This is a genomic window from Brevundimonas huaxiensis (genome assembly GCF_014218725.1).
Lineage (GTDB): Bacteria > Pseudomonadota > Alphaproteobacteria > Caulobacterales > Caulobacteraceae > Brevundimonas > Brevundimonas huaxiensis.
On sequence record NZ_JABBJE010000001.1, the window covers coordinates 576710 to 590251 of the forward strand.

Here is a 13542-nt window from a genome sequence, read left to right on the forward strand (position 1 = left end):
CGACATAACGACGGCCCGGGAGGAGGAAACATGAAGATGCAATCCAAGTTCGCACTGATGGCGGGCGCGGCCTCGGCTGTCCTGCTGGTCTCGGCGGGAGCGGCTCTGGCTCAGGACGCCGCGCCTCAATCCACGCCAGCGCAGGAGGGCGAGGCGGCGCAGGTCGAGGACATCGTCGTCGTCGGCTCTCAGATCCGCGGGGCCTCCACCACGGCGGCTCTACCGGTGACCGTCGTCACGCAGGAAGAAATCATCGCGACCGGCGCCGTCAGCGGCGATGATCTGCTGCGGTCCATTCCCCAGATGGGCGATGTGCTGTTCTCCAGCGCCAACAATCCTCAAACCTCGAACGCAGCGCGAGGCGACGTCAACTCGGTCAATCTGCGCTCGCTCGGGGTGGGCAACACACTGGTGCTCTTGAACGGACGTCGGATCGTTCAGCACCCTACCAGCCAAGGGACGTCAGACACCGGCACGGTGCCTGTGCTCAGCTACAACTCCAACGCCATTCCGGTCTCTGGGTTGGAGCGTTTGGAGGTTCTGCTGGACGGCGCCGCCGCCATCTATGGCGCGGACGCTGTCGCGGGCGTCGTAAACACGGTGCTTCAGCAGGATTTCGATGGCTTGGAGATGAAGGCACAATACGGCGGCGCGGAGGGCACGCATCGTCGAGAGTTCACCTTCGGAATGTTCGCAGGCAAGGATTTCGAGCGGGGCAATTTGTCGGGCTTCCTCGACTACACCAACCGCACCGCCCAGCAGGCCAGCGACGAGCCCTACACCGCCTCGGACGACCGCCGCAGCCTGTTCGCCAACGTGCCGGGCTATGAGAATTCGACCGACACCGACGGGCGCTCTTCCTATACAGCTTGGGCCAACTTCCAGACGCCGTTCCAAGTCCGTCGGGGCACAACGGCCCTGACGACCGGCGCCGGCGCCTTCCACAATCAGCCTTCCAGCTTCGGCTGCACCGCGCCGGTTGGGGGTGATGTTTGCCTGGCCAGCGGCAACATCAGCTACAGCGGCGCCGGCCGCGAGTTGCGCTACGACGGGGCACGGGGCACCACCCAATCGCCGGACATCGAACGGTTGAACCTATTCGTGTCGGGTCACTACGATCTCGACAACGGCGTCACGGCCTTTGGCGAACTCGGCTATTACACGGCATCGACCCAAAACATTCAGCCGCCCACCATCCTGCTGAACCCGCTCTGGATTCCAGCCAGCAACTACTGGAATCCGTTCGGTCCCGTCACCTTTGCCGACGGCACGCGCAATCCCAATCGTCTCGCTGGCCTGACAAACGTCCCCACAGCCGGGACGGCCGTTAAGCTGGTTCGATATCGCTTCAACGATCTGGGCGCCCAGGTGGTGGATGTCGACAACTGGCAGTCCCGCTTCCTGGGCGGCCTGCGGGGCGAATGGCGCGGCTTCGATTGGGAAAGCGCGCTGCTGTATTCGGAAGCCGAGGCCACCGACAGCTCGAATGCCGTCAATCTGACCGCGCTTCAGGCCAATCTCGCCTTGTCGACGCCCGACGCCTACAATCCGTTCAGCGGCGGCTGTGTGAACGACACCAGCTTCGGCGATTGCACGCCCAGTTCTCAGGCCGCGATCGACGCCATCACGACCGACCTGACGCGGGTCTCCAAGACAACGCTGGCGCTGTGGGACTTCAAGCTCAGTCGTGCGGATGTCTTCGCGTTACCGGCCGGACCTGTCGGTATGGCCTTGGGCGTCGAGGCGCGTCGGGAAACTCAGCGTGACGACCGCGACGCCGATCTGGACGGCACCAACGTCTTCCGCGACAGCGTGTCGGGCGAGATCAGCCAGTCCAACATTGCGGCGGTCAGCTCAAACCCCGATACCTACGGCAAGCGCGAGGTCTACTCGGCCTATGTCGAGTTCGCTGTGCCTGTCGTTTCGCCCGAGATGAACATTCCGCTGGTTCGCAGTCTCGATTTCCAATTGGCCGGTCGATACGAGCACTATTCCGACTTTGGCGATGTGGCCAAGCCCAAGATCGCCATGGCCTGGGACCTGGTCGAAGGCGTGCGCGTCCGGGGCTCGTATTCCGAGGGTTTCCGCGCCCCGAACCTGGAACAGACCAACGCGGCGCAGTACGGGCGTCTGTCGACCAATAATGATTACATTCGCTGCGAGGCCGATCTGCGCCTGGGTCGGATCACCAACTTCAACCAATGTTCGCAACCCGCCAGCGCCTCGCTGCTGGTGTCGGGCAATCCCGAGCTTCAGCCTGAGGAAAGCACCAACCAGTCCATCGGCTTGGTTTTGCAGCCCTGGTTCATCCCCGAGCAGTTCGGCCGTTTCACCTTCACGCTCGACCGATGGAAGATCGAGCAGGAGAAGATCGTCGGTTTGCTGGGCGCGCAGTCGAACGTCGTGCTGGATTACCTGAACATCCTGAACGGCACGCGGAACGACAACGTCAACCGTGCGGCGGTGACGGCCGACGACATCGCCTTCTTCCAGGGGAGCGGGATCACTCCCGTCGGACAGATCGTCTCGGTCGAAGACCAGTTCATAAACCTGCTGCCGCAGACGGTGGAGGGGCTCGACATCGGTCTTCAGTGGCGGCTGCGAGGCACACCCTGGGGCAACTTCCGCGCCAGCGTGAATGCGGCGCACCTGACGAAGTTCGACCGTTCTCCCGGCCCCTTGGTCGAGTCGCTGTTCGCAGCGCGTGAAGCCGGCCAGATCAATGCGAACACGCCGCTGCCGATCTCTCAGACCCTGTTGGCTCGCAACGGCCGGCCGGAATGGCGGGTGACGGGCTCGTTCACCTGGTCGCAAGGGCCATGGCAGGTGGGCGCATTCACCCAATACAACAGCGCCGTCACCGAAACCGGCTTCCTCAGCGCCCAAGGCGATCCCTGGCAGGTCGATAGCCAGATCACCGGCAATCTGTATGGTCAGTATGAGTTCGGCGACAACGTCGGCTTTGCGTCCGGCACAACGGTTCGCCTGGGGGCTCGCAACATCACTGACGAGCAGCCGCCGTTGACTTCGTCGGGCTATCTGGGCGCGCTCTACAATCCCTACGGCCGCTACTGGTACGCCAACATCTCCAAGACGTTCTAAGAAAGGAGAGGCGCGATGGCCGACCGTATCGTTCGATCTCTGGGCGCGCTGGTCGCAGCTTGGGCCGGCATCGCGCCGATGGCGCAGGCGCAGGAAACGGACACTGCCGTCGCGGCGGCTGTCGATCCTGCACCCGCGCCAGCCGATTGCCCTGACTTCGTGCCGCAGCAAACGCGGTGCTGGTCGGGCAGGGCGGTCAAAGGGGGCTATTATTGGATCGCCGTTCCCCAGGACTGGAATGGCGCCCTGATCGTTCACGCACATGGCGGACCCCGCACCAGCGCACCAGAACCCAACGATCCGCTGGAGGACATGGAGCGGTTCTCCATGACGGTGAAGGAAGGCTTCGCCTGGGCGGGCTCGACCTATCGCCGTGGCGGCTATGGCGTACGAATGGCCGCGGAAGATACGGACGATCTGCGCCAGATTTTCTGGAACGCCTTCGGCAAGCCCCGTCGAACTCTGGTGCATGGCCAGTCCTGGGGCGGAAATGTCGCGGCCAAGACGGCTGAACTCTACGCCCGCGATGCCGAGGGACAGGTCATGTGGGACGGCGTCGTCCTGACCAACGGCGTGATCGGCGGCGGGACCCGCACCTACCGCTTTCGCGCTGATCTGAGAGCGGTGTATCAGTTCTACTGCAATAACCATCCGCTTCAGAACGAGCCCCAATATCCGTTGTGGCAGGGGCTGCCGCTAGACAGCGATCTGAACCGGGCGCAACTGGCGGAGCGGGTCAAGACCTGCACGGGCGTGGGCCTGCCGCTTGCTGAGAGGTCGGCTGAGCAGAAGCGCAATCTGGCGAATATCCTGGCCGTGACGGGCGTGAACGAGGAACAGTTGATTCCGCATCTGGCCTGGGCGACCTTCCTGTTCCGCGACATGGTTTTGCGCCGTCTTGACGGGCTGAACCCTTTTGACAACAGCCATACGGTCTATCAGGGTTCGCACGACGACGAGGCGTTGAACGCTGACGTTCAGCGGTTCGCGGCTGATCCGATGGGTGTGGCGCGCTTGGCCTACGACGCGGATCTCAGCGGTCTGATCGTGGCGCCGACGCTGACGATCCACGCCAAGAACGATGCGACAGCCTTCGTCTCCAACGACGCGCTTTACAGGGAGACGGTCGCCGCGGCGGGACGATCGGACCTATTGGTCCAGACGTTCACAGACGAGTCCGAACACAGCCGCCTATCGCCGCCAGAGTACGTCGGTCTTTTCCAGGCGATGATGCGCTGGCTGGACGAGGGCGTGAAGCCCACGCCCGCTGACGTTGCCACGCTATGTCAGGTGGCGGCTCCACGCTACGAGGACGGCTGTCATTTCGACACCACCTTCAAGCCGTCGACGGACAGCCGCGCCAACTAAAGCTGCCGCTGCACTTCACAACGATCTGCCCCAAACGCAACACGGCCCGCAGGCGACTGCGGGCCGTGTCTGTTTCTTGCGTGACCTGAAAGATCAGGCAGCCTTGGCGCGGTCCTTGTCGGAGGAGCTGCGGGCCAGTTCGCGGTTCAGCCACAGGGCCAGCAGCGTGCAGATGGCGCCCGACAGCAGATAGGCGCCGGCCGCGATCAGGCCGAACTGGCTGGAGATCCACAGGGCCGCGAGGGGCGCAAAGCCGGCGCCGAACAGCCAGGCCAGGTCCGAGGTCAGGGCGGATGAGGTATAGCGGTTCGTCAGGCTGAAGCTGGACGCCACGGGGCCAGAGGCCTGGCCGAACGACAGGCCCAGCAGGATGAAGCCGGAGATCATGAAGGTCAGCTCGCCGACCGGGCCGCCGTTCAGCAGTTGCGGCGCAAAGCCGGAGAAGGCGGCGATGCCGGCGGCCGTGATCGCCAGCAAGGTGCGGCGGCCGTAGCGGTCGGCCAGAATGCCCGATGCGAGGATGGCCAGCAGACCAAAGACCGCGCCCACCATCTCGATCAGCAGGAAGCGGACGGGCGTTTCCTTGGTGAACAGGAACACCCACGATAGCGGGAAGACGGTGACCATGTGGAACATGGCGAAGCTGGCCAGCGGGGCGAAGGCGCCGATGGCGATCTTGGGGCCTTCGTCGCGCAGGGCCTGGCTGATCGGCGTGGGCTGAAGCTCGCGCGTCTCGAACAGCTTCTGGAAGGCCGGCGTCACCGCGATGCGCAGGCGCGCGAACAGGGCCACGACGTTGATCGCAAAGGCCACGAAGAACGGATAGCGCCAGCCCCAATCCAGGAAGTCAGGCGCCGAGAGCGTGTTCAGGAAGAAGGCGAACAGGGCCGAAGCCACCAGCAGGCCGATGGGCGCGCCGAGTTGCGGGATCATGGCGTACCAACCGCGCTTCTTCTCCGGCGCGTTCAGCGCGAGCAGGGAGGCCAGGCCGTCCCAGGTGCCGCCCAGGGCCACGCCTTGCCCGATACGGGTCAGGGCCAGCAGCACCGGCGCCCACATGCCGATGCTTTCGTATCCGGGGATGAAGGCGACCGACACGGTGGAGGTGCCCAGCAGCAGCAGGGCGGTCGTCAGCTTGGCGCCGCGTCCGAACTTGCGGTCGATGGCGATGAACAGGACGGTGCCCAGCGGCCGGGCCAGGAAAGCCAGGGCGAAGACGGCGAAGGAGAGCAGGGTGCCGCCCACCGCGCCCGCATAGGGGAAGATCAACTGCGGGAAAACGACCACCGAAGCGATGGCGTAAACAAAGAAGTCGAAAAACTCGGAAGTTCGGCCGATAATGACGCCGATGGCGATCTCGCCGGCGTCAACCTTGCCATGGCCCGTATGAAGGGCGGCGGCGTCGCGTTCCAGCGACTCTGACGAAGGGGTCGTCGAGGCGGACATGGGCTTGGTCGCTCCGTGTGAGACTGAATTATCGGCCGTACGGCAGGTCGCCGCATTATGACCGGGCGCCCTTTGCGATGAAAGCGGCCTCGTGAGGATAGGACATATTGCCCAATGTCGTTCCTGATTGAGCTTGAGTATCCCGCCGCCTACGAACGCCAACCGTCGCGGCGCCTCCCCCTCGCCCGACGCTTTTCGATTGGATCCGCCTTGCGCCGTCTGCGCCTTCTTTTGCTCGCGCCCATCGTGGCCCTGCTGTCGGCCTGCAACCTGGTCGTCCTTAACCCTGCCGGCGACGTCGCGTCCCAGCAGGGCGATCTGCTGATGATCTCGACCCTGCTGATGCTGATCATCATCGTGCCGGTGATGGGTCTGATCGTCTTCTTCGCCTGGAAGTATCGGGCGTCGAACAAGGAGTCCGAGGCCGACTATCGTCCCGATTGGGATCACTCCACCTCGCTGGAGCTGGTCATCTGGGCCGCGCCGCTGATGATCATCATCTGCCTGGGCGCCCTGACCTGGGCCGGCACCCACCTGCTGGACCCCTATCGTCCGATCGACCGGATCAAGCCGGGTCAGTCCGTCGAGGAAAGCGTCGAGCCCTTGCAGGTCAACGTCGTCGCGCTCGACTGGAAGTGGATGTTCATCTACCCGCAATACGGCGTCGCCACGGTCAATGAGCTGGCCGCGCCGATCGACCGTCCGATCCGTTTCCACATCACCTCGTCCTCGGTGATGAACAGCTTCTACATTCCCGCACTAGCCGGCCAGATCTACGCCATGCCGGGCATGGAGACGAAGCTGCACGCCGTCATCAACCGTCCGGGCGAATACGAAGGCTTCTCGGCCAACTATTCCGGCGACGGCTTCTCGCACATGCGCTTCGCCTTCCACGGTCTGGATCAGTCCGGGTTCGACCAATGGATCGCCGGCGTGCGCCAGGGCGGCCAGACGCTGGACCGCGACCGTTATCTGGAGCTCGAAAAGCCCAGCGAGAAGGCGCCGGTCATGCGCTTCTCCAACGTCGACGGCATGCTGTGGGACGCGATCCTCAACATGTGCGTCGAGCCGGGCAAGATGTGCATGGGCGAGATGATGGCCATCGACAAACAGGGTGGCCTCTCCATGGCGTCGGTGCGCAACACCATGCCGCTGGTCTATGACAAATACGCAGGCCGCGGAAAATCGCCCGCCTACTTCGGCTCCAACGACAGCTACGTCATGACGATCTGCACCCCGTTGCAGGCCGAGGCCGCCGCCGCCGACCGCATGCGCCGCGCCGAACTGGATACGGTCGCCGGGCCGACCAGCCTGGAGCGCCTGACCGGGCAGGGGTTGTCGCCGGGCCAGACGCCGATGGCCTCGCTGACGACGCTGGCCCGCAATCCTTTCGCCACGGGGCCGGTTCCGACCGACGTCCGTTCCGCCCCCAACGTCTGAGCGAACACAGTCGATGAACGCTGATCAACTCATTCCGCTAATCTTCGGGCGCCTCACGCTTGAGGCTCTGCCTCTGCACGAGCCGATCCTGGTCGTGACCATGTCGGTCGTGCTGCTGGGCGGTCTCGCCCTGTTCGGCGCCCTGACCTATTTCAAGCTGTGGGGCTATCTCTGGAAGGAGTGGTTCACCACGGTGGACCACAAGAAGATCGGGATCATGTACATGATCCTGGGTCTGATCATGTTCGTGCGCGGCTTTGCCGACGCCATCATGATGCGCCTGCAACAGGCGATGGCCTTCGGCGGATCCGAGGGTTACCTGAACGCCCACCACTATGATCAGATCTTCACCGCCCACGGCGTGATCATGATCTTCTTCGTGGCCATGCCGCTGGTGACGGGCATCATGAACTATGTCGTGCCGCTGCAGATCGGCGCGCGCGACGTCTCCTTCCCCTTCCTGAACAACTTCAGCTTCTGGATGACCACGGCCGGCGCCGTCATCGTCATGGCCTCGCTGTTCGTGGGCGAGTTTGCGCGCACCGGCTGGCTGGCCTATCCGCCGCTGTCGGGCATCGGCTACAGCCCCGGCGTCGGGGTCGATTACTACATATGGGCGTTGCAGATCGCGGGGGTGGGCACGACGCTGTCCGGCATCAACCTGATCGCGACGATCGTGAAGATGCGCGCGCCCGGCATGGGCATGATGAAGATGCCGGTCTTCACCTGGACCTCGCTGTGCACCAACGTGCTGATCGTGGCGTCCTTCCCGGTCCTGACCGCCGTCCTGGCCCTGCTGACGCTGGACCGTTACGTCGGCACCAACTTCTTCACGAACGACTTCGGCGGCAACCCGATGATGTACGTGAACCTGATCTGGATCTGGGGTCACCCCGAGGTCTACATCCTGATCCTGCCGCTGTTCGGCGTCTTCTCGGAGATCGCCTCGACCTTCTCGGGCAAGAAGCTGTTCGGCTATACCTCCATGGTCTACGCCACGGTCGTCATCACGATCCTGTCCTACCTGGTCTGGCTGCACCACTTCTTCACCATGGGCTCGGGCGCGTCGGTGAACAGCTTCTTCGGCATCACGACGATGATCATCTCGATCCCGACGGGCGCGAAGATCTTCAACTGGCTGTTCACGATGTACCGCGGGCGCATCCGGTTCGAGCTGCCGATGATGTGGCTGGTCGCCTTCATGCTGACCTTCGTGATCGGCGGGATGACGGGCGTGCTGCTGGCGGTTCCCCCGGCCGACTTCGTGCTGCACAACTCGCTGTTCCTGGTGGCCCACTTCCACAACGTCATCATCGGCGGCGTGCTGTTCGGCCTGTTTGCGGCGATCAACTTCTGGTGGCCCAAGGCCTTCGGCTTCAAGCTGGACAAGAAGTGGGGCCTGATCAGCTTCTGGTGCTGGGTGCCCGGCTTCTGGCTGGCCTTCCTGCCGCTGTACGTGCTGGGCCTGATGGGCGTGACGCGCCGGATGCGGGTGTTCGACGATCCCTCGCTGCAGATCTGGTTCGTCATCGCCGCCATCGGCGCGGGCGTCATCGCCCTGGGCATCGCGGCCATGTTCATCCAGTTCGCCGTGTCGATCATCAACCGCGACAAGCTGCGCGACACGACGGGCGACCCGTGGGGCGGCCGCACGCTGGAGTGGGCGACCTCGTCGCCGCCGCCGGCCTACAACTTCGCCGCCACGCCCTACGTCCATGACGCCGACGCCTGGTGGGACATGAAGAAGCAGGGCTATCAGCGTCCGCTGAACGGCTACAAGGCCATCCACATGCCATCGAACACCGGGGCGGGGGTCATCATCTCGGGCCTGTGCCTGGTGATGGGTCTGGCCTTGATCTGGTACATCTGGTGGCTGGCCGCCATCAGCTTCATCGGGGTCTTGGCCGTCTCGATCGGCCATACCTTCAACTACAAGCGCGACTACTACATCCCCGAGGATGAGGTCCGCGCGACAGAAGAGGCGCGCACCCGCGCCCTGGCCGGAACGGAGGCCTGATCATGAGCGCGACTGCGACCGAGATCGACCGGACCGTCTTCCACCTGGAAGAGGAGCCGCACCACGAGGAAGGCTCCAGCACCATGCTGGGCTTCTGGCTCTATCTGATGAGCGACTGCCTCATCTTTGCGATGCTGTTCGCCGTGTTCGGCGTGCTGGGCGGCAACTACGCCGCCGGGCCGGGGCCGCAGCAGTTGTTCGACCTGAAGCTGGTGGCGATCAACACCGCAATGCTGCTGTTCTCGTCGATCACCTATGGCTTCGCCATGCTGGCGATGGATCGGAACAACCAGCGTCAGACGCTGGTCTGGCTGGCCATCACCGGCCTGTTCGGCCTGGCCTTCCTGGGCATCGAACTCTACGAGTTCGCGCACCTGATCCATGAGGGCGCGACGCCGCAACGCAGCGCCTTCCTGTCGGCCTTCTTCACCCTGGTGGGCACCCACGGCCTGCACGTCACCTTCGGCATCATCTGGCTGGTGACGCTGATGGTTCAGGTCAGCATGAAGGGCCTGATCCCCGCCAACAAACGCCGCCTGATGTGCCTGTCGATGTTCTGGCACTTCCTGGACGTCATCTGGATCGGCGTCTTCACCTTCGTCTATCTGCTGGGCATGCTGCGATGAGCGCCGACAAGAACGACCACAGCCCTGAGTCTCACGAGACCGACCATCTGGGTCACGAGGGGCACAATCACGGCTCCTTCAAGAGCTATATGATCGGCTTCGTGCTGTCGGTGATCCTGACGGCCATCCCGTTCGCCCTGGTCATGACCGGCGTCCTGCCGACCCAGGCGACGGCCCTGATCGTCATGGGCTTCGCCGTGGTGCAGATCGTGGTGCACATGATCTACTTCCTGCACATGAACTCCAAGTCCGAGGGCGGCTGGATCATGCTGGCGCTGATCTTCACCATCATCGTGGTGGTCATCGCCCTGTCGGGTTCGCTGTGGGTCATGTACCACCTGAACACCAACATGATGCCCATGACGCACGACATGGCGCAGATGGGCGGCTGAGGTCGAGATCACGGACCCATCCTCAGTCCCGGGCGGCGGCAAGGCCAGACGTTCGCGATCCTTCCGCATGGCGGTCCTGGTCGCGGGCCTGGCCTTGTTCGTCGGCTTTCTGGCGCTGGGCGGGTGGCAGGTTCAGCGCCTGGCCTGGAAGACCCATCTGATCGCCCAGGTCGATGCTCGCGTTCATGCGGCCGCCGTCCCAGCGCCTGGCCCGACACAATGGGCCGGCGTGACGCGCGACAAGGATCAGTACCGCCGCGTCACGGTTCGCGGTCGATTCCTGCACGACAAGGAAACCCTGGTTCAGGCGGTGACCGACGCCGGCGGCGGCTTCTGGGTCATGACGCCCCTGGTTGACAACCGGGGCTACACCGTCCTGATCAATCGCGGCTTTGTGCCCGCTGGCCGACGCGATCCGGCCGTCCGCGCCGATGGTCAGGTCGAGGGGCAGCAGACGGTGACCGGACTGCTCCGGATCACCGAGCCCAAGGGCGGCTTCCTGCGCGCCAATGATCCCGCCGGGGATCGCTGGCGGTCCCGCGACGTCGCGGCGATCGCTGCGCGGCGCGGCCTGACGACTGTCGCACCCTATTTCATTGATGCGGACGTCAGTCCGAACCCAGGCGGATGGCCGCGCGGAGGGCTGACGGTGATCCGGTTCGCCAACAGCCATCTGGTCTATGCCCTGACCTGGTTCGGCATGGCGCTGCTGACCGTGGTCGGTCTTTGGCTGTTCCTGCGCGACGGCAGGCGCAACAGGTCGTGACGACAACAACTTTGCAAAGACTGCTGGGCCTGGGGCTCAGAGGCGGGGTCGCGACCCACGGCGGCGCCAACCGCCGCAACATGCTTTTGCTGATCCAGTTGCGCTGGCTGGCGGTCGCCGGGCAGGTGGCGACGATCCTGCTGGTCCAATATGTGATGCGGATCCCGCTGCCGGTGCTGTGGTTGCTGGCGGCGCCGGCGGGTCTGGTGCTGGTCAATCTGGTCAGCGCGCCTTTGACCGTGCGCCGGCAGGAGGTCGAGGATCAGGCGCTGATGATCGCCCTCCTGGCGGATGTGGCGGCCCTGACCTGGCTGCTGTTCCTGACCGGGGGCGCGGCCAATCCGTTTGTGGCGCTGTATCTGCTGCAAGTCGTCTTGGGGGCGGTGCTGCTGGCGCCGGTCTATGCCTGGGCGCTGATTGCTATCACCAGCCTCTGTTTCGCCGGGCTGGGCCTGCATTCCCGCCCGCTGAACCTGCCGCCGGCGCGCGAGGATTCGCTGCTCAGCCTTTATCTTCAGGGCAGTCTGATCTGTTTCGTGCTGATGGCCGTGCTGCTGGTGTTGTTCGTCACCCGGATCAGCCAAAACCTGCGCGAGCGCGACGCCTCCATGGCCGCCCTGCGCCAGCAGACGGCAGAGCATGATCATATCGTCCGCATGGGCCTGCTGGCGTCGGGCGCGGCGCATGAGCTGGGAACGCCGCTGGCCTCGCTGTCGGTGATCCTCAGTGACTGGAAGCGGATGCCGGCCCTGACCCAGGACGCCGACCTGGCCCAGGACATGACGGTGATGCGGGCCGAGGTCGAACGCTGCAAGGCGATCGTCACCGGCATCCTGATGTCGGCCGGCGAGGCGAGGGGACAGGCGCCCGAGCGCACCACTCTGCGCACTTTCGTCGCCGATGTGGTGGCCAGCTGGAGCGGTGACGGGGTGGCGGTGCAGATCCGCGACGAACTGGCCCAGAACCCGTCCATCATCGCCGACCCGGCCCTGCGTCAGGTGCTGGGCGTGCTGTTCGACAATGCGGTCGAGGCCGGAGCGAGCCGCATCACCGTGACCACGACACGCACGGACGAGGATTTCGGCATCGCAGTCCGCGACGACGGACCGGGCTTCCCGCCGGCGATCCTTCAGGCCTGGGGCAAGCCCTACAACTCCACCAAGCCCAGGCCCGGCGCCGGTCTTGGCCTCTTTCTGCTCATGAATGTGATCCGGTCGCTGGGCGGACGGGTAGAAGCCTCCAATCCCCCGGCGGGCGGAGCAGAAGTGCGTCTGACCCTGCCGCTTTCGGCCTTGGCTCCGACGGACGAGACCCTCCATGACCGATGACGCCAGATTGCTGCTGATCGTGGAGGACGACGAGTCGTTTTCAACCACCCTGCGACGCTCGTTCGAACGGCGCGGCTATACGGTCGTCAGCGCCGCCAGTCCTGACCAGATGGCCGAGGTGCTTAAGACGCATCGCCCCGGCTATGCGGTCGTCGATCTGAAGCTGGGCGGGCATTCCGGCCTGACCTGCGTCGAGGCTCTTCACGCCTTCGACCCCGAAATGAACATCGTCGTCCTGACCGGCTTCGCCAGCATCGCCACAGCGGTGGAGGCGATCAAGCTGGGCGCCCGGCATTATCTGGCCAAGCCCGCCAGCACCGATGACATCGAAGCCGCGTTCGGTCGGGCCGACGGCGACGCCGAGACGCCGCTGGGCACGCGCCCGACCTCGATCAAGACGCTGGAATGGGAGCGGATCCACGAGACGCTGGTGGAGACCGATTTCAACATCTCGGAGGCGGCGCGGCGGCTGGGCATGCACCGCCGCACCCTGGCGCGAAAGCTGGAAAAGCGCCGCGTCACCTAGTCCAGTTCGGCCGCGATCCGGTCGGCCAGCGCCCGCAAGGTCGCCGTATCCGCCATCGGCGCATGGCCGTGACCCTTCATCTCGCGATCGGCCCAGCGCGGCACGATGTGGAAATGCAGGTGGAAGACCGTCTGTCCGCCCGCCTCGCCATTGAACTGCAGGATCGACAGGCCTTCGGGCTTCAGCGCTTTCTCGACCGCCTTGGCCGTGCGTTGCAGGGCGGCGGTCACGCGGGCCAGAACTTCCGGCTCGATCTCCAGCAGATTGCGCGCCTGGGACTGTTTGGCGATGATCAGGACGTGGCCTTCCGACTGGGGAAAGACGTCCATGAAGGCCAGGACGTGATCGTCCTCCCACACCCTCACCGACGGAATGTCGCCGCGCAGGATCTTGGCGAAGATGTTGTTGGTGTCATAGGCGCCGTGCAGGCTCATGGGGGTCTCCGTGCGGTTCGGACCCTCGATAGCAGCGCCGTCTGCGAAGGGGGAGCCTTCGTCCACCTCGTGCATTATGGTCACGCTTGAACGTCAC

The 13542-nt window shown here is 64.5% G+C and carries 11 protein-coding genes; 9 read left to right on the forward strand and 2 right to left on the reverse strand.

What is annotated here, in order from left to right:
- Window positions 1-30 precede the first annotated feature (30 nt).
- Together HF680_RS02930 and HF680_RS02935 are read left to right on the forward strand one after the other, a co-directional pair.
- Window positions 31-3102: a TonB-dependent receptor domain-containing protein gene (locus HF680_RS02930; protein ID WP_235968815.1), complete on the forward strand. Its 3072-nt coding sequence runs from the start codon at window positions 31-33 to the stop codon at window positions 3100-3102.
- 15 nt (window positions 3103-3117) lie between these two features.
- Window positions 3118-4470 carry an alpha/beta hydrolase gene (locus HF680_RS02935; RefSeq protein WP_185224009.1) on the forward strand — a complete coding sequence of 451 codons (1353 nt, stop codon included), beginning with the start codon at window positions 3118-3120 and terminating at the stop codon, window positions 4468-4470.
- A 93-nt stretch (window positions 4471-4563) separates the two neighbouring features.
- On the opposite strand, the gene HF680_RS02940 is transcribed toward HF680_RS02935, so the two are convergent.
- Window positions 4564-5916: an MFS transporter gene (locus HF680_RS02940; RefSeq protein ID WP_185224010.1), complete on the reverse strand. Its 1353-nt coding sequence runs from the start codon at window positions 5914-5916 to the stop codon at window positions 4564-4566.
- Between the two features lie 210 nt (window positions 5917-6126).
- Between HF680_RS02940 and cyoA the strand changes: the two genes are divergently transcribed.
- The 7 genes from cyoA to HF680_RS02975 all read left to right on the forward strand — a co-directional run bounded on the left by cyoA (window position 6127) and on the right by HF680_RS02975 (window position 13011).
- Window positions 6127-7356 (forward strand): ubiquinol oxidase subunit II, encoded by a 1230-nt coding sequence (gene cyoA / locus HF680_RS02945; RefSeq protein WP_235968816.1) that lies wholly within the window; start codon window positions 6127-6129, stop codon window positions 7354-7356.
- 13 nt (window positions 7357-7369) lie between these two features.
- Window positions 7370-9373, forward strand: a complete 2004-nt coding sequence (gene cyoB / locus HF680_RS02950; RefSeq protein WP_185224011.1) for a cytochrome o ubiquinol oxidase subunit I — start codon at window positions 7370-7372, stop codon at window positions 9371-9373.
- 2 nt (window positions 9374-9375) lie between these two features.
- A complete protein-coding gene (cyoC, locus tag HF680_RS02955; protein ID WP_137721762.1) occupies window positions 9376-9999 on the forward strand; it encodes a cytochrome o ubiquinol oxidase subunit III in 624 nt (207 codons plus the stop codon).
- Window positions 9996-10391, forward strand: coding sequence for a cytochrome o ubiquinol oxidase subunit IV (gene cyoD / locus HF680_RS02960; protein WP_039248364.1), 396 nt, complete (start codon window positions 9996-9998; stop codon window positions 10389-10391). The genes cyoC and cyoD overlap by 4 nt, the downstream gene beginning before the upstream one ends.
- Window positions 10392-10458: 67 nt before the next feature.
- Window positions 10459-11157, forward strand: coding sequence for an SURF1 family protein (locus tag HF680_RS02965; RefSeq protein ID WP_185224012.1), 699 nt, complete (start codon window positions 10459-10461; stop codon window positions 11155-11157).
- Window positions 11154-12485: an ATP-binding protein gene (locus HF680_RS02970; RefSeq protein WP_317133979.1), complete on the forward strand. Its 1332-nt coding sequence runs from the start codon at window positions 11154-11156 to the stop codon at window positions 12483-12485. Before HF680_RS02965 ends, HF680_RS02970 begins: the two co-directional genes overlap by 4 nt.
- Window positions 12475-13011, forward strand: a complete 537-nt coding sequence (locus tag HF680_RS02975) for a response regulator transcription factor (protein ID WP_039247355.1) — start codon at window positions 12475-12477, stop codon at window positions 13009-13011. The genes HF680_RS02970 and HF680_RS02975 overlap by 11 nt, the downstream gene beginning before the upstream one ends.
- Here HF680_RS02975 and HF680_RS02980 read toward each other — a convergent pair.
- On the reverse strand, window positions 13008-13445 hold the full coding sequence (locus HF680_RS02980; RefSeq protein WP_185224013.1) for an HIT family protein: 438 nt from the start codon (window positions 13443-13445) through the stop codon (window positions 13008-13010). The two genes, HF680_RS02975 and HF680_RS02980, sit on opposite strands and share 4 nt — an antisense overlap.
- Window positions 13446-13542 lie beyond the last annotated feature (97 nt).

Bases quoted from the DNA above. Each gene is read 5' to 3' on its own strand.
- HF680_RS02975 (WP_039247355.1), top strand. From the start codon at position 12,475: ATGACCGATGACGCCAGATTGCTGCTGATCGTGGAGGACGACGAGTCG.
- cyoD (WP_039248364.1), top strand. From the start codon at position 9,996: ATGAGCGCCGACAAGAACGACCACAGCCCTGAGTCTCACGAGACCGAC.
- HF680_RS02940 (WP_185224010.1), bottom strand. From the start codon at position 5,916: ATGTCCGCCTCGACGACCCCTTCGTCAGAGTCGCTGGAACGCGACGCC.
- cyoC (WP_137721762.1), top strand. From the start codon at position 9,376: ATGAGCGCGACTGCGACCGAGATCGACCGGACCGTCTTCCACCTGGAA.
- HF680_RS02935 (WP_185224009.1), top strand. From the start codon at position 3,118: ATGGCCGACCGTATCGTTCGATCTCTGGGCGCGCTGGTCGCAGCTTGG.
- HF680_RS02965 (WP_185224012.1), top strand. From the start codon at position 10,459: ATGGCGGTCCTGGTCGCGGGCCTGGCCTTGTTCGTCGGCTTTCTGGCG.
- HF680_RS02980 (WP_185224013.1), bottom strand. From the start codon at position 13,445: ATGAGCCTGCACGGCGCCTATGACACCAACAACATCTTCGCCAAGATC.
- cyoB (WP_185224011.1), top strand. From the start codon at position 7,370: ATGAACGCTGATCAACTCATTCCGCTAATCTTCGGGCGCCTCACGCTT.
- HF680_RS02930 (WP_235968815.1), top strand. From the start codon at position 31: ATGAAGATGCAATCCAAGTTCGCACTGATGGCGGGCGCGGCCTCGGCT.